General features: G+C 46.5%; 20 protein-coding genes. 10 read left to right on the top strand and 10 right to left on the bottom strand.

The genetic code is table 11. The features are described from left to right. Positions 1 to 172 precede the first annotated feature (172 nt). The 4 genes from AC07KQ_RS03295 to AC07KQ_RS03310 all read right to left on the bottom strand — a co-directional run bounded on the left by AC07KQ_RS03295 (position 173) and on the right by AC07KQ_RS03310 (position 5,305). Positions 173 to 880 (bottom strand): MIP/aquaporin family protein, encoded by a 708-nt coding sequence (locus AC07KQ_RS03295; protein ID WP_003601383.1) that lies wholly within the window; start codon positions 878 to 880, stop codon positions 173 to 175. A 14-nt stretch (positions 881 to 894) separates the two neighbouring features. After that, on the bottom strand, positions 895 to 2,748 hold the full coding sequence (gene glpO / locus AC07KQ_RS03300; RefSeq protein ID WP_016386425.1) for a type 1 glycerol-3-phosphate oxidase: 1,854 nt from the start codon (positions 2,746 to 2,748) through the stop codon (positions 895 to 897). Positions 2,749 to 2,803: 55 nt separating this feature from the next. Next, positions 2,804 to 4,321, bottom strand: coding sequence for a glycerol kinase GlpK (gene glpK / locus AC07KQ_RS03305; RefSeq protein ID WP_003604510.1), 1,518 nt, complete (start codon positions 4,319 to 4,321; stop codon positions 2,804 to 2,806). 261 nt (positions 4,322 to 4,582) lie between these two features. Next, positions 4,583 to 5,305: a glycosyltransferase family 2 protein gene (locus AC07KQ_RS03310; RefSeq protein WP_013245510.1), complete on the bottom strand. Its 723-nt coding sequence runs from the start codon at positions 5,303 to 5,305 to the stop codon at positions 4,583 to 4,585. Positions 5,306 to 5,627: 322 nt separating this feature from the next. On the opposite strand from AC07KQ_RS03310, the gene AC07KQ_RS03315 reads away from it, so the two are divergent. The 10 genes from AC07KQ_RS03315 to AC07KQ_RS03360 all read left to right on the top strand — a co-directional run bounded on the left by AC07KQ_RS03315 (position 5,628) and on the right by AC07KQ_RS03360 (position 16,098). After that, positions 5,628 to 6,794 (top strand): galactokinase, encoded by a 1,167-nt coding sequence (locus AC07KQ_RS03315; RefSeq protein ID WP_003563710.1) that lies wholly within the window; start codon positions 5,628 to 5,630, stop codon positions 6,792 to 6,794. 95 nt (positions 6,795 to 6,889) lie between these two features. After that, positions 6,890 to 7,885 (top strand): UDP-glucose 4-epimerase GalE, encoded by a 996-nt coding sequence (gene galE / locus AC07KQ_RS03320; protein WP_003563715.1) that lies wholly within the window; start codon positions 6,890 to 6,892, stop codon positions 7,883 to 7,885. Continuing rightward, complete coding sequence (locus AC07KQ_RS03325; RefSeq protein WP_003563717.1) at positions 7,882 to 9,342, top strand: UDP-glucose--hexose-1-phosphate uridylyltransferase; 1,461 nt, start codon at positions 7,882 to 7,884, stop codon at positions 9,340 to 9,342. The genes galE and AC07KQ_RS03325 overlap by 4 nt, the downstream gene beginning before the upstream one ends. A gap of 35 nt (positions 9,343 to 9,377) precedes the next feature. Then, the gene (locus tag AC07KQ_RS03330; RefSeq protein ID WP_003563719.1) at positions 9,378 to 10,391 is read left to right on the top strand and encodes a LacI family DNA-binding transcriptional regulator; all 1,014 of its coding nucleotides are present in this window, start codon (positions 9,378 to 9,380) and stop codon (positions 10,389 to 10,391) included. Positions 10,392 to 10,540: 149 nt separating this feature from the next. Continuing rightward, the gene (locus AC07KQ_RS03335; protein ID WP_003563720.1) at positions 10,541 to 11,551 is read left to right on the top strand and encodes an aldose epimerase family protein; all 1,011 of its coding nucleotides are present in this window, start codon (positions 10,541 to 10,543) and stop codon (positions 11,549 to 11,551) included. A gap of 226 nt (positions 11,552 to 11,777) precedes the next feature. Further along, complete coding sequence (locus AC07KQ_RS03340) at positions 11,778 to 12,488, top strand: hypothetical protein (protein WP_003563722.1); 711 nt, start codon at positions 11,778 to 11,780, stop codon at positions 12,486 to 12,488. Positions 12,489 to 12,737: 249 nt separating this feature from the next. Further along, the gene (locus AC07KQ_RS03345) at positions 12,738 to 13,469 is read left to right on the top strand and encodes a hypothetical protein (protein ID WP_003563724.1); all 732 of its coding nucleotides are present in this window, start codon (positions 12,738 to 12,740) and stop codon (positions 13,467 to 13,469) included. Positions 13,470 to 13,773: 304 nt separating this feature from the next. Further along, on the top strand, positions 13,774 to 14,268 hold the full coding sequence (locus AC07KQ_RS03350) for a PTS sugar transporter subunit IIA (RefSeq protein WP_003563725.1): 495 nt from the start codon (positions 13,774 to 13,776) through the stop codon (positions 14,266 to 14,268). A gap of 14 nt (positions 14,269 to 14,282) precedes the next feature. Continuing rightward, the gene (locus tag AC07KQ_RS03355) at positions 14,283 to 14,591 is read left to right on the top strand and encodes a PTS sugar transporter subunit IIB (RefSeq protein ID WP_003563727.1); all 309 of its coding nucleotides are present in this window, start codon (positions 14,283 to 14,285) and stop codon (positions 14,589 to 14,591) included. 55 nt (positions 14,592 to 14,646) lie between these two features. Continuing rightward, positions 14,647 to 16,098 carry a PTS galactitol transporter subunit IIC gene (locus AC07KQ_RS03360; protein WP_013245512.1) on the top strand — a complete coding sequence of 484 codons (1,452 nt, stop codon included), beginning with the start codon at positions 14,647 to 14,649 and terminating at the stop codon, positions 16,096 to 16,098. Between the two features lie 210 nt (positions 16,099 to 16,308). Here the strand turns inward: AC07KQ_RS03360 and AC07KQ_RS03365 are convergent, their stop codons facing one another. From AC07KQ_RS03365 to lacA, 6 genes are all read right to left on the bottom strand, one after another. Then, positions 16,309 to 16,503, bottom strand: coding sequence for a hypothetical protein (locus AC07KQ_RS03365; RefSeq protein WP_003563731.1), 195 nt, complete (start codon positions 16,501 to 16,503; stop codon positions 16,309 to 16,311). A gap of 438 nt (positions 16,504 to 16,941) precedes the next feature. Next, the gene (locus tag AC07KQ_RS03370; protein WP_003563733.1) at positions 16,942 to 17,622 is read right to left on the bottom strand and encodes a DUF4867 family protein; all 681 of its coding nucleotides are present in this window, start codon (positions 17,620 to 17,622) and stop codon (positions 16,942 to 16,944) included. A 21-nt stretch (positions 17,623 to 17,643) separates the two neighbouring features. After that, entirely contained in the window at positions 17,644 to 18,582 is a 939-nt protein-coding gene (gene lacC / locus AC07KQ_RS03375) for a tagatose-6-phosphate kinase (protein WP_003659914.1), read from the bottom strand. A 114-nt stretch (positions 18,583 to 18,696) separates the two neighbouring features. Further along, positions 18,697 to 19,698, bottom strand: a complete 1,002-nt coding sequence (locus tag AC07KQ_RS03380) for a tagatose-bisphosphate aldolase (protein ID WP_003563737.1) — start codon at positions 19,696 to 19,698, stop codon at positions 18,697 to 18,699. Between the two features lie 38 nt (positions 19,699 to 19,736). After that, a complete protein-coding gene (gene lacB, locus AC07KQ_RS03385; protein WP_003563739.1) occupies positions 19,737 to 20,255 on the bottom strand; it encodes a galactose-6-phosphate isomerase subunit LacB in 519 nt (172 codons plus the stop codon). Positions 20,256 to 20,299: 44 nt separating this feature from the next. Then, positions 20,300 to 20,728 carry a galactose-6-phosphate isomerase subunit LacA gene (gene lacA / locus AC07KQ_RS03390; RefSeq protein WP_003563741.1) on the bottom strand — a complete coding sequence of 143 codons (429 nt, stop codon included), beginning with the start codon at positions 20,726 to 20,728 and terminating at the stop codon, positions 20,300 to 20,302. Between the last annotated feature and the right edge of the window lie 3 nt (positions 20,729 to 20,731).

A 20,731-nucleotide genomic window follows, 5' to 3' on the forward strand; every position in this document is an offset into this window, starting at 1 on the left:
GCCTAGCTCTTTTCTGGATTATTTAGGATCTGACAAATCATAAGGTCACTTACGTTTTGATTTTCAGGTGTTACTGTGCAGTCACAAAAAAGCTGAGATCACGGAAACGCTCCGCCGCGATCTCAGCTTTTTAAGTAGCCTTTTGCTTGAATAATTTAACGAGTGATTGAACTTATGGTAATGTCACGAAAATGAGTGCGCCAACAACGCCGCCAGCTAAAGGACCGAGAACAGGTACCCACGAGTAACCCCAATCAGAGCCGCCTTTATGTGCAATCGGCAGGATGGCGTGCGCCAAGCGTGGGCCGAGATCCCGCGCCGGGTTAATTGCGTAACCGGTTGTCCCCCCAAGTGACAATCCGATTGCAGTGATTAAAACGCCAACACCCATCGGACTCAAACCGGCTGTCCATTTGCCTTGCGCAAAAGCTAATAGGCCAAAAATCAAGACAGCAGTGCCGATGAATTCAGACAAGAAGTTAGCGGTATAGTTGCGAATGGCTGGGCCGGTCGCAAAAACGCCTAAGGTGGTTGCTTGGTCATTGGTCTTCGTCCAATGTGGATAGTAATGCAGCCAGACAACGGCGGCTCCTAAGAAAGCACCAAGCATTTGGGCAGCGACAAACGGCAGCACCCATGACCAAGAAAATTGACCGATGGCGGCAAAAGCGATGGTCACCGCCGGATTGAGATGGGCTGGGCCAAGGAAAGCGGCGGTATAAACGCCCATGGTGACAGCTAGTCCCCAACCAAGGGTGATGGCGACCCAGCCAGCATCCTTTGCTTTTGATTGGTTGAGTGACACGCCAGCCACCACGCCGTCACCAAGGAGAATCAGGATGAAGGTGCCGATAAATTCACCTAATGTTTGTGTCCACATGTTGATTCCTCTTTCTATTCAGGATGAACCGGTGCTGGTGCCGTTTTTAGATAGGCCAGTTGACTGTCGGCAATGGCAGCATTCAAGGCGGCCAGTTGTTGGGCTTTCACCGAGTCGTCCCATCCCAGTGTTTGCGCCATTTCGTCAACAACCGGCTGTTTCAACTCAGCCAGTGTTTCAGCGTGGAAAAGAAGGGCATTGGTTCGGCGCAAGAGATAATCAACCGGTGTGAGCGTCATTTCTTCATTGAGTGAATAACGCAGACTCATGGTTTCCTTCAGACTTAATCCTGGCGCAGGGCCATCGACAGCGTAAGTGAGCACTCGGCTGGTATTGGAACCGAAGCGGTTAGCCAGATCTTGGGCGTCTTTTTCCGATAAACCAGCATCAACGCCAATCCGAATGTAGAAGGCCATGGTTTCTTCAACATTGGTCGGATCAAAATGTCCGCCGGAAACTTGCAGCTTTTTGGAATCAACTGCTGGCGCGTCAACGTTGAAACGGTCGACCAGAATACGGCGAATCAGCGCGAGGGCACCAGCGGCCATTTTCCGATAGTCTGTAATTTTACCACCAGAAAGGGTGATGAGCCCGTCTGTCGCTTGGTGAAGAGAACTGCCGCGAGAAACTTGGGATGGGCTTAATCCGGCTTCTGCATGTGCTGTTTCCAGTTTGGAAATGGCACGTTCAACATCGGCGCGGGTTGCTTGATCGTCTTCATAAGCGTTCACAACCTCGATCAAGGCCGTGAATGAATCGTCTGAAACTTTGCCGCTGTTAGCACCGCCGCCGTTATAATCGGAACTGCCGTTGTCGTTGATCAGTGGTCGCAACCCAGCCCAACTAGCTTCAATATCGTCGATCGTCATATGGCTTTCGGGGAAGCGTTTATTGACGACTTTCAGCAGATAATCGACATCTTCTTGCTCAACGCGGGGATGTTCATAATCGCCGGTATAATCTGTATCAGTGGTACCAAAATACGTTTTGCCTTCTCGCGGAACCACGAAGAACATCCGACCATCGTTTAAGCCAGTATCCATGTAAGTTGGTTGCGGAACTGGCAAGCGAGAACCGTCAACGACTAAATGAACACCTTTGGTTGGCCGCAAAGTTGGCGCGTGTTTTTCGTGATCGTCAAGTGCATTGAACTTATCAGCCCATGGACCGGTTGTGTTGATGACCAGTTTGGCATGGATATCGAATTCAGTGTCGTCCAACAAGTCTTTAACATGCAGCCCAACCACTTGACCAGCGTCATTGTGCAGCACGCCGACCGCTTTAACATGACTGGCCATCAAGCCGCCAAGTTCGTCAGCTTCTTTGATGTTTTCGATCACAAGGCGCGCATCGTTGTTGACGAAATCGAGATAAACGCCACCGCCTTGCAGGTTATCAGCGGACAATTGTGGTTCACGTTGAAGGACTTCATCTTTTGTCACGGTATAATTGGCGTACTGAGAACCTTCAACACCAGCCAATCGATCATAGAGATCCATGGCAATTTTGACGCTGAACATGTCAAACGTACTGCCGGATTCTTGATAAATTGGCAACAGCATTGGGAATGGCCGCGGGATATGCGGCGCGATCCCTTGCACGACGGCGCGTTCCTTAACAGTGTCAGCGACAACGCCAACATCAAAAGATTTAAGATAGCGAATACCGCCGTGTACCAATTTGGTCGAACGTGAACTGGTGCCTTCCGCAAAGTCCTGCATCTCAATCAAACCGGTTTTGATCCCGCTGGCAGCTGCTTGAATCGCCACCCCAGCGCCGGTAATGCCGCCACCGACGATGAGCAAGTCGAGCTCGGTATGCTTTAACTGATGAATCGTTTGTTTGCGCGTTTCGTTGGAAAATACCATTTTGTTCTCCTTCATTACGGATCGAGTCAGTCTCGATCATTTTTTGGTTGACAGATCAGGCTTTCTTCGCCTTGTGCTTATACATTTGGGTTGCAGCAACAGCTTGCTGCCAGCCTTCATAAAGGTGGTCGCGATCAGGCGCGTCCATTGTTGGTTCAAAACGTTTGCCAAGCTTCACGATACTTTGCAGTTCATCGGTATTGTTCCAGAAGCCAGTCGCCAAACCAGCGAGGAAGGCAGCGCCCATCGCCGTCGTTTCCAAATTGGCTGCTCGTTCAATCGGAATGCCTAAAATATCTGCTTGGAATTGCATCAGGTAATCGTTGTTAGCTGCGCCGCCGTCAACGCGCAAAGCTTGGATCGGGATACCAGTGTCTTTATTCATGGTATCCACGACATCACGTGACTGATAAGCAAGAGATTGCAAGGTTGCTTTGATGAAATCTTCGCGAGTCGTGCCACGAGTGATGCCAAAAATAGCACCGCGAGCATCAGAATCCCAATAAGGCGCACCTAAGCCTGTGAAGGCTGGGACAACATAAACTTCATTTTGACTCTTAGAAGCCCGTGCGGCGGCTTCGGAGTCGCTTGAACGCTCGACCAACTTCATGGCGTCCCGCAACCATTGAATCGCACTGCCGGCAACGAAAACGGAACCTTCAAGTGCATAGGTTACCTTGCCATCAAGTCCATAGCCGATGGTGGTGAGCAGGTTGTTGTTGGACAAGGTCGGTTTTTCGCCGGTATTCATCACAATGAATGCACCTGTGCCATAGGTGTTTTTCACCATACCCGGCTCAAGCGCCAACTGACCAAAAAGTGCTGCTTGTTGGTCACCAACCATGCCGGCAATTGGCACGGTACTGCCGAAGAAATGGTAGGCTGCTGCATTGCCGTAAATTTCTGAATTGCTGCGAACTTCCGGTAGCATTTGCTTAGGAATATTCAACAATTGGAGAATCTCGTCATCCCAGGCTAGTTTATGGATGTTGAACAACATGGTTCGTGAGGCGTTGGTATAGTCGGTGACATGAATGGCGCCGCCGGACAGCTTCCAAGAAAGCCAAGTATCGATGGTGCCGAAAAGCAGTTCGCCTTTTTCCGCCCGTTCTTGCGCGCCAGGCACATGATCCAAAATCCAGCGAATCTTAGTCGCTGAGAAATACGAATCAATTAGCAAACCGGTTGAATCATGAATCATATCGCTGTGGCCGTCTGCCTTAAGTTTGTCAGCGATCTCGCTAGTTTGCCGCGACTGCCAGACGATGGCGTTGTAGATTGGCAACCCGGTCTGTTTGTCCCATACAACCGTGGTTTCCCGTTGATTGGTAATCCCGATTCCGACAATTTGGCGTGGCTGAATCTGTGATTCAATAAATGCCGTCGCGATGGTCGACAAAGCGGCATTCCAAATTTCATTGGCATTATGCTCGACCCATCCCGGATGCGGAAAATACTGCGGAAATTCCCGCTGTGCATCAACAACTTTTTGACCATTGTGATCGATGATGATGGTCCGTGTACTCGTGGTACCCTCATCAATCGCCAGAATGTACTTCTGATCACTTGTCACAAATAACTACCCCCTGTGAAATAATATTGCACACAATGAAAACGTTTCCGGAAATAGTTATACCGTACCTCGTGACATCCTGTCAACTTTAAACTTATGTGTATCATTAGTTATTTTAAAAAGTTAAAAAATCGATCAGGATTCTGTAAATGAGATGGAAATGGAGGTTGTGCTGCAAATGAGATATCTTGAATAAAAAAACGCGTGGCCGATGAACGTTTTCATCAGCCGCGCGTATTTTGCTTAGGATCATCTGACCGGCTATTGGATGAGCTGGCGCATGCGATGGATCCGCTCAAAAATCTGGTCTTCCTGACGGCGATCAGCCCAAGAAAAATTGTGCATCGTGCTATTCGGGCGATTAACCTTCGTGTACAAAATGGTTGGATTATAAGCATATTTGCCAGGCGTATGCGCGACAAAATCCGCCGTGAAGTAATAGTCCTCAGCAATGCGTAATTGTTCATCATAGCGAATATTACCGGCAGTTAAAGCATCCCGAGAGAAAGCCTTGTTCCAAATATAACCGCCCACTTCGGAGCCGTGGCGTGAGACTTGATCAAACATTTCCCGCTGTGACAACAATTGAAAGCGATTGGGCCCGCCGCGGTTGCGATGCCACCAATCATAACCAACCGCAGTGGCCACAACACCCGATGTGAACCCGTGTGATAACGTTGCGGCAAAGGTCGGCGCGATTAAATTGTCACCGTCAACAAACGCCACAGCTTGACCAGTGGCATGATCAATGCCAAAGTTTCGCGCAGCACCGATGCCACGATGGTGATTAAAACCGGTCGCGTGAAAATTAGGGATACCTTTAACAAAATCAGCCACTGTCTGAGCGGTACCATCAGTCGAGGCATCGTCGATGAGCCAAAGTTCAAAATCAATTGTTTGTTGCTGGATACTTTTTAATGTCTCAGGCAGATAATGACCTAAATTGTAAGTTGGCACAACGATGGTTAAATCTAAGTTCGACATAATTGCCTCCTTGAAGCTCGTTTTGATCATTATCGTCAAATTACAGGTGACGTCAATCAAAATGATTCATGTATGAAGTTGGGTTGTTGACATGGGGAATGCTAACTATCGGCGCCATGTGGAAGGGACATTCTGAACCTGCTAGAATTTTTAGTAAAAGGAAGTTGCTTTAAATTCAGCGATTTTTAAATGACCGCTAAAACAAAAACAAAATAATTTGGCTATAGCGCTTCCAATCCGTCATTATTTTTAGTAAAATAAAAACGGTTACAAAAATCAGTAGCGGATAAATAAGCTTAACTTCAATTAGGAGGTATTGACGGTGAATAGTACAGATGTCACGAAAGGTTTTACGGAACAATTTGGTAAGCAGGCGGAGCACACTTTCTTTGCACCAGGACGCATTAATTTAATTGGTGAACATACCGATTACAATGGTGGCCACGTTTTCCCGTGTGCCATTTCGCTGGGCACTTATGCAGCGGTTGGCACCAATGAGGACAACGCTTTTCGGTTATACTCGGCCAACTTCCCAAAGGTTGGCATTATTGACATCCCATTCTCGGATCTTTTCCAAGATAAGCGCGGCTTGTGGACAGATTACTTCCAAGGTATGGCGCGGGTGATGAAGACGGCGGGTGCGAACTTCACGCATGGCCTCAATGTTTACATCAACGGCAACTTACCTGATGGCGCTGGGTTATCAAGTTCTGCTTCTCTGGAAATGCTGGTCGGAACGATTCTGAACAATCTTTTTGATGGCGGCTTTGAACCGTTGGAGCTGGTTCAGTTCGGCGTTAAAGTCGAAAACGACTATATCGGCGTGAACTCCGGTGTGATGGATCAGTTCGCGATTGAAATGGGTCGCGCAAATCAAGCAACGCTGTTGGATACAAACACGATGAAATACGAGTACCTGCCAGTTGAGATGGGCGATAACGTGATTGTCATCATGAATACCAACAAGCGTCGTGAGTTGGCTGATTCCAAGTACAACGAACGCCGCAGTGAATGCGAAAAAGCACTGGCAATGCTACAAAAAGGTATTGAAGTTAAAAGTCTGGGCCAACTGAGTGAAGACGAATTCGACGAGAATACTTATCTCATTTACGATCCAATCCTGATCAAACGCGCGCGCCACGCCGTCTTTGAAAATCAGCGGACATTGAAGGCTTCGAAAGCACTGCAAGATGGCGATTTGAAGACCTTTGGCAAACTAGTCTCTGCTTCTGGAGTTTCGTTGGCTTTTGACTACGAAGTCACTGGCATCGAGCTTGATACCCTTGTGACCAATGCCTTGAAGCAACGGGGTGTGCTCGGTGCTCGCATGACCGGTGCTGGCTTTGGCGGTTGCGCCATTGCGATTGTCAACAGTGCTGATGTTGAAGACTTTATTGATAATGTTGGCAAGACTTATCGTGAAAAGATCGGCTATGACGCCCATTTCTATGTGGCCGATATTGCCGATGGTGCTAAGCAACTGAACTAACTCTGCTAAAATAGAAAAAGTGTTATAAAGTAGAGCGTGAGCCAGACCGATTTCTAGTCTGACGAACACGTTTTAAAAAAGGGAGATATTTTATTATGACAATTGCAGTTTTAGGCGGCGCTGGTTACATCGGTTCACATACGGTAAAACAATTACTCGCTGCCGGCGAGGATGTTGTGGTTTTGGATAACTTGATTACTGGGCATCGTAAGGCGGTTGATCCACGCGCCCGTTTTTATCAAGGCGACATCCGCGACTATCATTTTCTGAGCCAAGTGTTCAGCCAGGAAAAGATTGACGGGATTGTCCATTTTGCGGCGTTCTCAATTGTGCCGGAATCCATGAAAGATCCGTTGAAGTATTTTGATAACAACACTGGCGGCATGATCACCTTGCTTGAAGCCATGAATCAATTCGGCATCAAGAAAATTGTCTTCTCATCAACGGCAGCAACTTATGGCGAACCTAAGCAGGTCCCAATTAAAGAAACTGATCCGCAAGTACCGACCAACCCATACGGTGAAAGCAAGTTGGCCATGGAAAAGATCATGCATTGGGCTGATGTGGCTTATGGGCTGAAGTTCGTGGCTTTGCGTTACTTCAATGTTGCGGGTGCGATGCCAGACGGTTCCATCGGTGAAGACCATCATCCAGAAACGCATATTGTGCCAATTATCTTGCAGGTTGCAGCAGGTACACGAACTGGTTTGCAAATTTATGGTGACGACTATCCAACCAAGGATGGTACCAATGTGCGTGACTATGTTCATGTGGTCGATCTTGCTGATGCCCACATTTTGGCCTTGAAGTATCTGGATGCCGGCAATAAGTCATCCGCGTTCAACATAGGTTCTGCGCATGGTTTCTCCAACCTTGAAATTCTAAATGCAGCGCGTAAGGTGACTGGCCAAGAGATTCCGGCCACGATGGGCCCGCGGCGTGCCGGTGATCCAAGCACTTTGATTGCTAGCTCAGAAAAGGCTCGTGACATTTTAGGCTGGAAGCCAAACTATGACGATATTGACAAGATTATCGAAACCGCATGGAACTGGCACGAAAATCACCCAGAAGGATTTGGTGACCGGAATTGACCGCGATTAGCAATCACGTTGGTACCATTGTGAAACTCAATCCCGATTACACCCAGATGGATGCAGTCTATCTGACCAACAAATTGTTGAATTTGATCGGAGATGCTGCCCTTGACCTGTCTGGTGATGCTGATCCATTAACGAACCTTGATCTGATGGTGAAAGCTGCGCAGGAGAATGGTAAAATTCCAGATTCACAGGCAGCACGTCAGATTTTGGAAGCGCAGCTGATGGACCTTGCTACCCCGACACCAAGTCGGATCAATCAACTGTTTTGGGATAAGTATCAGGCGGGACCACGGGTTGCAACAGACTGGTTCTTTGCTTTGAGTCGCGCGAATAATTATATTCAAACGCGAGCGATTGCTAAGAATGTTGTTTTTCCAGCTAAAACTGAATATGGCGACCTCGAAATCACCATCAACCTGTCTAAACCGGAAAAAGATCCGAAAGACATTGCTGCTGCGGCACATGCCGCCCAGTCTGGCTATCCGGCGTGTGCCTTGTGTTTACAAACGGAAGGGTATGCCGGTCGAACTGACTTTGCGGCGCGAACCAATCATCGAATTATTCGCTTTTTGCTTGGCGGTAAAACATGGGGATTCCAATATTCGCCATATGCTTACTTCAACGAGCACGCGATTTTTCTGGATGCTATCCATGAACCCATGGTGATAGACCAAAGTACCTTCAGCAACTTGTTGTCCATCGTTTCAATGTTTCCAACTTATTTTGTTGGCTCAAATGCTGACTTGCCAATTGTCGGCGGTTCGATGCTGACGCATGAACATTACCAAGGCGGTCGCCATACATTTCCAATGGCCAAAGCACCAATTGAGACGCAGGTTGAAATTAGCGGACATCCGCATGTTTTCGCTGGCATCGTCAAGTGGCCGATGAGTGTTATTCGCTTAGTGAGTGCTGATTCGGACGAGTTGATAAATGCAGCCGAACATGTTCGGCAGGTTTGGAATCAGTATACCGATGAAACAGTTGACGTCCGCGCATTTGTTGATGGCAAACCGCATCATACGGTGACCCCAATTGCTCGGCGCGTTGGTTCGGAATTCCAGCTGGATTTAGTGCTGCGCGACAATCAAACTAGTGCAGAGTATCCGGATGGTATTTTCCATCCGCATCAAGACGTGCAACATATCAAGAAGGAAAACATTGGCTTGATCGAAGTGATGGGACGTGCCATTTTACCGGCACGATTAAAGTCGGAGTTAGCTGAAGTCCAGAAATATCTTTTGGGTGAAGCCAACACGATGAAACCAATGCATCAAGCATGGGCCGACCAACTGAAAGCAAAATATGATTGGACGCCAGCAAATGCAGAGATACAAATGCAGGCAGCGGTTGGTCGTGTATTTGCCAGGGTCTTAGAAGATGCTGGTGTGTTCAAACGCGATGAAGTTGGTCAAAAAGCATTTGCTCGCTTCTGTCGGGCACTGTAGCAACAGGCTACGTTGCTGAAGCCGGCAAGGAGTCAATGGAAACGGAGAAAACGATGACCACGATTACCGATATTGCGAAGGCGGCAGGGGTTTCAATTGCGACTGTCTCGCGTATTTTAAATTATGATACGACGTTGGCTGTCACGCCCGAAACGCGCCAACGCGTGTTGAAAACAGCCGAAAAGCTGGCGTACAAACCACGTCGACGTAAACGTGTGTCCCCGCAAACCACCGTTGCCTTGATTCAGTGGCGCAGCGAGCAAGAAGAGTTGAATGATCTGTATTATTTACAGATTCAATATGCTATTGAGGCACGGGCGGCCTCAGCTGGCTATCATTTGCAGAGCTTGCATTTGGAGCAGTTGGGAGCCGAGACGACACAAAACGTCCAAGGTGTGATTGCGTTGGGTAAGTACGACGCTGGCGAAGTGGCAACGATCAAAGCCTTGGCGCAACCAGTTGTTTTCGTGGATCAAAATATGTTGGCATTTGACTGCGACTCGGTCACCAGCGATTATGCTGGTCCTATCGAGCAAATTATTCATCATTTTCAATCGGTAGGGATCAACGACATCGGGTTTCTCGGTGGCGTTGAAACGAGTCGCAGCGGACGCGAGCAGTTTCAGGACGTGCGGACAGCCGCGTTTGATCGGGTGATGTACGCAGAGAATTTGATGCAGCCAGCGTTTCGTTTTATTGGCGCGTTCACGCCTGATTCAGGTTACGAACTGATGAAACAAGCGATCACCAAACTCGGTGACACCTTACCGCACGGTTTCATTGTGGCCAACGACACGATGGCAGTCGGTGCGTTGCGCGCTTTGAACGAGGCTAAGATCGAGGTGCCGCAACGCGTCTCTGTGATCAGCTTCAACGATGTGGCGGTCGCCAAGTTCACGACCCCGCCACTTTCTACGGTGCATGCTGCCACTGACCAAATGGGCCAAACCGCGGTCGAACTATTGCAGGCACGCATCAAAGATCCGAAACGCGTACCACGTCAGGTTAACTTCAAAAGTGAGCTTATTATGCGAGCCAGCAGCATGTAGGAACGGCATCATAACGTGTTCCCCCGCGAAGAAACCTGTCCATAATGACCTCAAGTGCAATGACCAAAAGCGGGTCATCATACTTGAGGTCGGCTGATGCTTTGGTTTCTAACCGCGCTGGCTTACGCTCGTTTATAAAGGAGGACAAGATGGACGTTTCAGTTGAACCATACGGTCAGTATCAAGGCCACAATTTGTATGAGCTGACCTTGACCAATGATCAAGGCATGGTTGTGAAGTTGTTGAATTATGGTGCAACCTTGGAAAAAGTGTTGTTACCAGAAGCTGACGGCTTGCACAACATGATTCTGTCGCTGCCAAGTCGGGAGGATTACTCGAAAGAGCGCAACTTCCTTGGTGGCACAGTGGGTCGAATTGTCGGCCGGATTCGTGGTCATGTTTGGCAGCATGGGGATGTGAAAATTGATCTGCCAATGAACGAAGGTAAGAATCACATTCACGGCGGGGATGACGGTCTGGATCGGCAAGTTTATAACTTCCGTATTGACCAGACAGCTACCACAGCTAGTGCTAGTTTTACCTTTGTTGATCCAGCAGGGCATAATGGCTATCCGGGCAACGTCAAGCTGCAAGTGACTTATACCTTGGAGAATACGAATACCTTGCATTATCGTCTGGATGCAGTTAGTGATGAAGAAACGCTCTTCAATCCAACTAACCATACCTATTTTGCGATTGACCAGCCAAACAAAATTGATGCTACCACGCTGACGATTCCAGCCGACGATTACAAACCGCTTGATGCAGACCATCTGCCAGATCAAGGCTGGCAGCCAGTTGCCGGAACGGTCTTTGATTTTCGGCAAGGGCAAAAGCTTGGCGATGTCATTCACACTCGAGCAGCGCAAATCACTGCAGAACGGGGCATTAATCACCCATTCCTACTGAAACACGGTCAAACCCTCGCGGCCAAACTCCAGACTGACAAACATACTATGACCCTGGCAACCACTGCACCGTCTGTCGTCGTTTACACCGCCAACCACTTTGACGGTACCGGTATTCCTCACAACATTGATCAATTTGATGGTGTGGCTCTTGAATGCCAATTTGCTCCGGTCAGCGGCGATGATCTTTCGGCGATGACATTATTGCCGAGCGAACCATTTACGTTGGTGAATAGCTGGACGTTTGAATAGGCAGCTTAACTTTTTAATGCCTCGGAATGTTCTGAACGAACCTAATCTTTATAAAGAAAGAAGCCTTCCAAATCATTGGAAGGCTTTTTTGACGCAACGAGAAAAGTTTAGAAGTTCTTGTGTTGAGCTGCTTTTTTGGTTAGCATTGTGAACAAATAGTTTCAAGTTAATACATAAATGGTTACGCGGTCAAAAGACATGCAATGTGACAAAAGGAGTCGATAGCATGAAGACAAAGTTTCTTAAGTTGCCGGTCTATCAACAAGGACTTTTCTTAACGTTGATTTGGCTAATGGTCGGGATTGGCGTGATGCTATATCGCTGGCCAACAAGTGATCAGGATTTTCAAACAACCGCCTATTGGCTTGCACCGAATTTGATTCATATGCAAGGTGAGGTGACCGCTCAATGGTTCCCGTTTGCGTGTGCAGTGACGGCCGGTGTGAGTCTTTATGTCGTCAAGCATATTAAAAGTAGAAACTGTGACACTAGAGAAGGCCTTTATGTACTTCAGAATTTGTGGCCCATCTGGTTGGTGACAATCGTAGTATTTTTCTTATTAAATCTTTGGCTACCACAAACAGGGATGACTCGTTTTTCGAGTTTTGATCGACAAGTACTCACGATTGCAATACTGTTTCTTGATATTACTTTATTTAGTTCTTACATGCTTTGGTTAAACTTCTGGGTGCCGGTTGGCCGGGTACATAATGTCATTAAGGTTCTATTTTGGGCAGTGCTTTTCCTTGGAGCTGGATTTATTATGAGCCACTTTCAATTTACGTTTGCCAGCAGCTCCTTTAGCTTGGACGATCTAGGACGACGTACATGGTTAACACTGCCATTTTGGCCAAGCTGGTTTTTAGGTTTACTATTAACGGCGGTTATTTGGTGGCACACTTTTCGTCGACTTCGAATGACGGATGATTCTCACTAAAATAGAGAGACCGGCCGTGCTCACACAACTCGGCAAAAAGATTGAGGGGGTCTAACTGCTGACAAGCGTACAACCTAGTCGGGCGAACCAACTATCCAAGATGAACAATCAAGCCTTAAAAAAACACGCTTTTTGTAAAAAGTAAACGCTTTCAACTATAATTTAGATAGCGATATGAACCGTTTACGTAACTAATATTGAACGTGTAAAAATGTTAATTGGGCGGCAATTAGGGAAGGAGACTTTCTCATGAAAATGAAATTGCAACGCCTACCAATTGCACTGCAAGGCATCGTTCTAGGCGCCATCTGGTTTTTGCTTGCTATAGCATTCATGCTGTATAACACTCCGACTGCAAAAAATGAAGTACCAATCTCCTTTTCACCACTTGTACCGCAGATGTTTCGAGTAGATGGTGTTGTAACAGCTGACTGGTTACAGTTCACTTTCTGGTTCATTCTTTTTCTCACGTGGTACGCGATCTATCGGTTTGTCAGACTAAATGACCAAACTCATACGCTTCAACCGGTGCTGCGAGCGGTCGTACCAATATGGGTATTTGCAATTACAATCGTCTTTATCGCAACTTTCTGGACGCCGATAATTGGGCTAAACGGCTTGTCGGTTGTTGAACGATCCCTAGTAACACTGGGGTTACTAGTTTTCACAGTTCTATTTGTGGGTGCATTTCGGTTGTATGGTGAGATTTTACGTTACAGTTCGAGACAAGGGAAAGTTTTCAGAATAATTTGCTGGTTTACACTTCTTTGCGCGTCATTCTATGTCATATGGCATCTACAGTTCACCGTTCAAGGAGAGCCCATTTTAAAAAATACGTTCTTGTTCGGTGGTCTCAGCCAAGACGCTTGGGTCGTACCTTTTTGGCCAAGTTGGCTGATTGGCATGGCGCTTGTTTCCTTAAGCTTGTTAATTATCAGAAAAAAAGCAATCAACATTCAGTACCGCGAAAAAACAATGTAGTCGATAAAAATTGCAATATATATAAATAAATAGGTTCCAAAACAAATAGCCGGCAATCTAATTTCTGGCTATTTGTTTAGATTTGTTCTTTTATGTTATATCCAAGAGAAATATTATTGATAGCGATTTCGACTTTGCAAAGTCATATTACTGACCTAAAAGTTTGTAGCAACGAGGATGAGGAGGAGGCTGATGTCTTATAAATTAATTTGCCAACCTTTCAAAGATTTTCTTGACTACTGAAAGCGTTTGAATATAATAAAGAGCGAACAGAAACAAACATTAATTAACAGGAGCTGAGAGAATGGCTAAGACGGTTGAGAATGACCTTTTTGATGCAGCGTTAGCATTTGTCGAGGATGGTGATGATCAGGATACAGTCTTTAAGCAAGTTTCCGATCAATTACTAGTAGCCGGTGCCGTTAAACCGGACTTTTATGAACATCTAAGCGAGCGGGAAAAGAACTATCCGACAGGCATCGATATGAGCGTTGTGAACGCTGAATATCCGAATGTAGCGATTCCGCATACAGAAGGCGAATTCGTCAATGTTAGAAAAATTGTTCCGATCCGCCTCAAAAACCCGATCGAATTTGCCAATATGATTGCGCCAGATCAAAAACTCAAAGTTAGCTTTCTGTTCATGATTTTGAATAATGATCCCGAGGGCCAGGCCAACGTCTTGGCACAGATCATGGATTTTCTGACAACATCTTCTGCTGAAACATTAGCTAAATTATTCGGAGCAGACGATGCGGCAACAATTTACAACGTTTTGGCAACCAGTTTTAAAAAATAAGGAGGAAGTTTGTTATGACAGTCAAGATTTTGGCAGCTTGTGGTGCGGGTGTTAATTCTAGTCACCAGATCAAAGATGCAATTGAAAAGGAATTTAAGAAGCGCGGCTATAGCGTTCAGGCAGATGCCGTGATGGTCAAGGATGTTAATGAAGACATGATGAAGAATTATGACATTTTCACTCCAATTGCAAAGACCGATTTAGGCTTTACACCGGCAATTCCAGTTATTAACGCAGGTCCAATCTTGTATCGGATGCCAGCAATGGCGAAACCTGTTTACGACAAAATTGAAGGCGTTATCAAGAAGGAAAATCTGAAATAGTCTCATGGTCTGATGGCGATGAACCGTCAGATACATATAAGGAGTGAGAAAATTCATGCAAACCATTATTGATTTGGCCAATGCGGTCTTCAAGCCAGTTATTGATTTAGGGGCAGCACCGATTATGCTGATCGTGCTGACCTTAATTGCTTGGGCGGTTGGTGTTAACTTCTTTCATGCGTTGGAAGGCGGCATCAAACTTGCGATTGCGATTACCGCGATCGGGAGTGTTATCGGTTTATTGACAACCACCTACCAGCCGGCGTTAAATGCTTTCGTTAAGTCTACAGGGATCAATCTTTCAATTACTGACTTAGGTTGGGCGCCACTCGCAACAATTACTTGGGGTTCACCGTATACATTATTCTTCTTAGCAATTCTGGTCATCGTCAACTTGATTTTGTTATTCTTGGATCGGACAAATACGTTGGATGTTGATATTTTTGATATCTGGCACTTATCATTTACTGGTTTACTGGCTATTTATTTCGGGGCTAACCTCTTTATTGCTACCATTTTGGTCATCTTCATTGGTATTTTGAAGATTATCAACTCTGATCTCATGAAACCAACTTTCAACGACTTACTGGACGATTGGGAAAATCCAATGACAACCACGCATTTAAACTACATGATGAATCCAGTCATCATGGTGTTTGATAAGTTGTTTGACAAACTGTTCCCATGGTTAGATAAATATGATTTTGATGCTGCAAAATTGAACGAAAAGATTGGTTTCTGGGGCAGTCGTTTTGCCATTGGGATTTATCTTGGGATCTTTATTGGTCTGATCTCCCACCAGAGCGTTAAGTCAATTGCGACACTGGCCTTTATGGCTGCTACCTGCTTGGAGCTGTTTAGTATTATCGGTTCTTGGTTCATTGCTGCTGTTGAACCGCTGTCACAAGGTGTTACTGATTTTGCCAACAAGCGCCTTGGCGGACGTATGTTAAATATCGGCCTTGACTGGCCATTCTTAGCCGGCCGTGCTGAAATTTGGGCCGCCGCTAACGTTTTGGCACCAATCATGTTACTTGAAGCATTGATATTGCCTGGCAACCGCATTCTGCCTTTAGGTGGTATCATTGCCATGGGTGTTACCCCAGCCCTGCTGGTTGTGACTCGCGGTAAGATTATTCGGATGATCGTTATCGGTGCGATTGAACTGCCGCTCTTCCTTTGGGCAGGCACTCTCTCGGCACCATTTATCACACACACAGCTCGCGCACTACACGCGCCTGGTATCCCTGCAACGGGTCTCTTCTCTTCCTCAACTAAGGAAGGTCCAATCGAACAATTCATCGCTGTGCTTGTTGGTAAAGCTTCTAAAGGCGAAATGATGATGGTGCTTTACGCTGCCCTAGCACTGATTGCATACACCGCATTATTCTTCTGGTATCGTCATGAAATGATGAAGCGGAATCAGAAGTACTCTGATGAAGGTAAAGAAGTTGCTGACGACGTTAAGTTCGTTGCAACACACGGTGCTGCAGGATCCGCGAACTAAAATTCTTAAATCTTTTAACTTACAGCTTCATCATGAGATGCATAAAGAGCCTCCATCGTTTTTGATGGGGCTCTTTTTGTTTCATCAATGGTAAATAGACGTTATTACTTTTTGAGAAACAAGTAGAAGGACATTTTAAAGAGGCACAAAAAAAGTCGCGATGGCCTTCGCAACTTTACGTGATGATTGAATAAAAATGGCTGAATTGATTTACCGGCTTGCCCGATTCTCACGACGCTTTTTACGATCAAAGACATGGTCCATTTTGAGTAGCTGATAGAGGGCATAGCAGGCGGTGACCATCACTAATACTTGTGTCAATGAGTTTTTAAAAATACCGTTCATGATTGCCACGAATGTCACAAGGGCCAACCACAGTAAGTAAGTTTTTCTACGAGCCGTCATCAGATTACCTCCATTGGCTTTTGAATAACTCTATTATACCGCAGCTAAAGCGCTAACACTAGTCAAAAAAGAACTAAAATTAACAATATCGAACAGGCAACACAGCTCGTATTATTGAGGCTAAATAAGGTTGCGGGTTAATAGGCATCACCTGCATTGAAGTGGTAAAGCGTGGAGAACTAAAAGTAAAGAAAAAAGCTCCAACTGCATCCACAAAACGCAATCGGGGCTTCTGTTTACTTGAAAAATATAAAGCTGTTACAGTCTAATAAATCGAATTAAAGTCTTGCTCCATTCTCAATGGGGGGGACTAACCACGTTCTTTCGATGAATGGCGTGAGTGCGATGTCGACGTGGGCTGGTGGACACGTTAAAGTGACAGGACACATTTTGGATGCTGTCTGAGTTGTTAACATAGGCGCATTCGGCCATTGTAACTTAGTTTAAATGCTTCACCTGAACGAGCTCGCCGGTGACGCCAACTTGAATGCCTTGCTTGATCTTGTCTGTGCGACTTGCATGGACGACTTGAAACTTGTTTTGTTTAACGATCAACTTGTTATCAGTGTGATAGTCGGCTGGCAATGGTTGGTTGCTGCCGCGCACGAGCATCACGATAAACTTGAAGCCGCTGGCATGCGCTTCGCAAGGGCTGTAGTGAAGCGTGTCGCTGAAGAATTCCACAACGGTTCCAGCCGGTACGAAAAAAAGCTTCGCGTCTTTTTCGGCATTGAATTGGCCATCATGCATCTGACCGCGTTTGCCGATCACCATGACAACATCGGTGAAGAAAACGTTCACTTCACTGCCTTGATGAAATTCAACCGCAGTCAAAGCGTCGGCGTGGCCGGCACATTCGCCTGCTTCAATTGGCAGGCCAGCGTAGACATCGCGCCCAATTTGCTGGACGACGGGAATCCTTTCCATGTCGGGATTTGACGGGATATAGAGATTGGCTTCGCTAGGGGCGGGGATGGTGACGTGCTGATCCATGAAAGCTTTGAGCTCACTGACGTCATACTGGGCGTAAGTGACGCCATAGTCGGCAAATGCCGCCTCATCTAAGCTGTGGATCGTTTTATCTGGATTCAGGGTTCTGAGCTGATCAATGGTTGACATAGGTGGACTTCTTTCTAAATGTTAATAGGATTCGATGGTGACTTTGGCAAAATACTCATCAAACTTAGCTGGATTGACGAAGCCGGTTTCTGCTTCCATGGTGTTCAACATCCCGGTTGTCATCGCCGTTTTCATGATGTCTTCGTCCGACTTGCCGTCATGAATGCCCATGGCTAAACCAGCCAGCGTTGAGTCGCCAGAACCAACCGGATTGACAACCTTGATCTTTGGAATGGCCGCGTGATAGAACTTGTCTAAATGCTTCACGAAAGCACCAGCTGCGCCCAAGGACACGACGATCCAATCAACACCGTCAAAAATCGGGTCTATGAGATCTTGTTTCAAGGCTGCGTAGTCGGTTTTGTCGACTTCACGATTGAGCAAGCCGCCGAGCTCTTCTTCATTTGGTTTAATCAGCAACGGTTTCACGGGTGCCTCTAAAGCGGATTTTAAAGTAGCACCTGATGTGTCCAGCAGCACTTTGACGTTTTTCTGACCAGCATGGGCGATCATCTGGGTGTAATAATCAGCCGGCAATCCTTGCGGCATGGAACCGGAGATGGTGATCAAATCGCTCTTATCTAACAGACTGTCAAAATGGCTGAGAAATTTCTCGGCATCTTCGGCAGCAATTGTTGGTCCGGCTTCCAGAATTTCAGTCTGTTCGCCGCCATCATGTAACATAGCAATCGAACTGCGGGTTTCGGCATCAATCGGGAAGAAGTCATGGTCAATACCGTCACGATCAAGCTGATTTTCCAACCACTTGCCAAAATAGCCGCCAATAAAGCCAGTTGCTGTGATCTCGTGATTTAACATATGAATGACGCGAGATACATTTAATCCCTTACCGCCAGCAGTTTTCCGTACCGTTTTCACCCGATTGACGGTGTCGATTTTGAGATGTTCGAGCGGGTAGGAGACGTCAATGGATGGGTTTAAAGTCACTGTTAAAATCATAAGTATTTTCCTCCAAAAATGTGATGATGAGCTGGGTCGGATACAAACCTAATCACGGAAGACGTTATAAAAGCCGATTCCCTGAGGAGTCGGCTTTTATCGTCTTCACGCGAATTAGGCGTGTTCGACCTTGTCCGTCCAAGGAGTTGCCGTTTCAGCTAAGACCTTGTTTAAGCGATCGATGTTTGCTTTGCCTTCGGTTTCCAGCCATGCTTTACCAGCAGCTTCGCCTTCAGCAGCAAATGGCTTCACGCCTGGCTTCCAAGTTGCCCGGCCGCAAAGAACACCATTGAAGGTTGATCCTGCTTGCTTCGCAAATTTCAGTTCTTCGAGGAACAATTCGTTTGAAACGCCGGCAGACAGGAAAATGAATGGCAGGTCGGTGGCGTCGGATTGGGCTTTGTAATACTTGGCAGCCTCCTCCTTGGTGTAAACCGGGGTCACGCCTTGATCTGTGAAGCCTTCGACAAACTTCTGATCAACTGGAACCTCGACTTTTAGAACAGAGACATTGTACTGTGGTTTGCTGAATTCCTTCGTGATCTTGATCACCTTATCTGGCTTTACCTTTGCCCATGCAGCCGTCCCAGTTTCATTGAGGGTGCCATCGTAGGAAACCAGTTCCAAGAACAATGGCAAATCGTTAGCCTTTGCTTCGGCACCAACGCGTTCAACGAAAGCATACTTGCGATCATTGATGGCGTCAGGTTCGTCTGGATCGATATAAAGCAAGAATTTAACGGCATCGCCGCCTTCATTCTTAATGCGCAACGCACTTTGATCATCAATCAGATCTGGAAAACGGCCAGGTTCGGTAGCATCATAACCGGTCTTTTCATATGAAAGCAGCAGGCCAGCCTGAGGGGCACGAACTTTGGCAGCCGGCAGACCATATTCCGGGTCAAGCAGAATGGAGCTGGCATACTTGGTTAATTCTTCGGAAACAGCCTTTTTGAAATCAACGATGGTGGTTTCATCAGCCGGCTTGTTAGCCGCTGCTGCAAGCATCTTTTTCAGGGAACCGCGTTGATCAATGGCCAGAGCAGAGATGACGTTGTTGTCATCGGACAATTGTTGCAAATGTTTGTATTGGCCAGCAGTAAGGGTGACAGTCATGTAGAAATTCCTCCTAAGAAATAGTGTCGAAGTGATAATTAGTCGTGGTAGACGCCTTCAGCCCACTTTTCGAGTTCAGTATCGAAGAAGTGTGGATTGTCTTTTTGTTCTGGATTTGGCTTAGCAATGTTGTCAATTTTATCGATGATCTTCTTGTTCTCAGGGGTTTCTTTATAGGTGGCATCCAGATAAGCTTTGACAATATCTTGGATCATATGGATACCAACTGTGGCACCACCGATACCCAATACATTGGCGTTTAATTGTTCACGTGCATAAACAGCCGAGGTCACGTCATCACACATAGCTGCCCGGATGCCGTCGTTTTTGTCAGCTGCGGTTGAAATACCGATACCAGTACCGCACATCACGATGCCTAAGTCAGCGCGGCCGTCAGCAACATCTTCGGCAACTTTCTTACCATAGATAGGATAGTGGGTACGATGGGTGTCATAGGTACCTTCATCAATGACGGTATAGCCCATATCTTTTAACATGTTCGAAATTTCAATTTTCTGCATCGTGACGATGTGATCGTTACCAATAGCAATAATCATAAGTGTGAAGCTTCCTTTCTTCTTTTAGGCTGAGGGCAAGGGGATTAAATCATTTTTTCAAGCATGTCGAGGCGGATTTGGTGACGGCCGCCTGCATATTCGGTGTCCAGATAACGTTGGATGATGACAAGTGCCCGGTCATAACCTGTGATGCCAGTACCAATGGCAATTGCCTTGGCGCCATTGTGTTCGGCGGTCATATGGGCGGTGTTTTCTTCTTCGACAACCGCGGTGACCATGCCCTTAACCTTGTTTGAAGCCATTGCTGAACCAACACCGTAACGGTCAAACATGATGGCTTTATGCGCATCGCCGCCCAATAATTCCTTCGTGACAGCTAAAGATGAATCAACAAAGTCTTCAGCAGGTTCTGGGGTCATATCCTTAACCCGATACTGATGATCCTCTAAATACTTTTTAACTTGTTCCTTCATTGCGAATCCATCTTTGTCTGCGCCAATAATGACATCCATGTT

This window comes from Lacticaseibacillus sp. YLM2-1, from assembly GCF_056583465.1.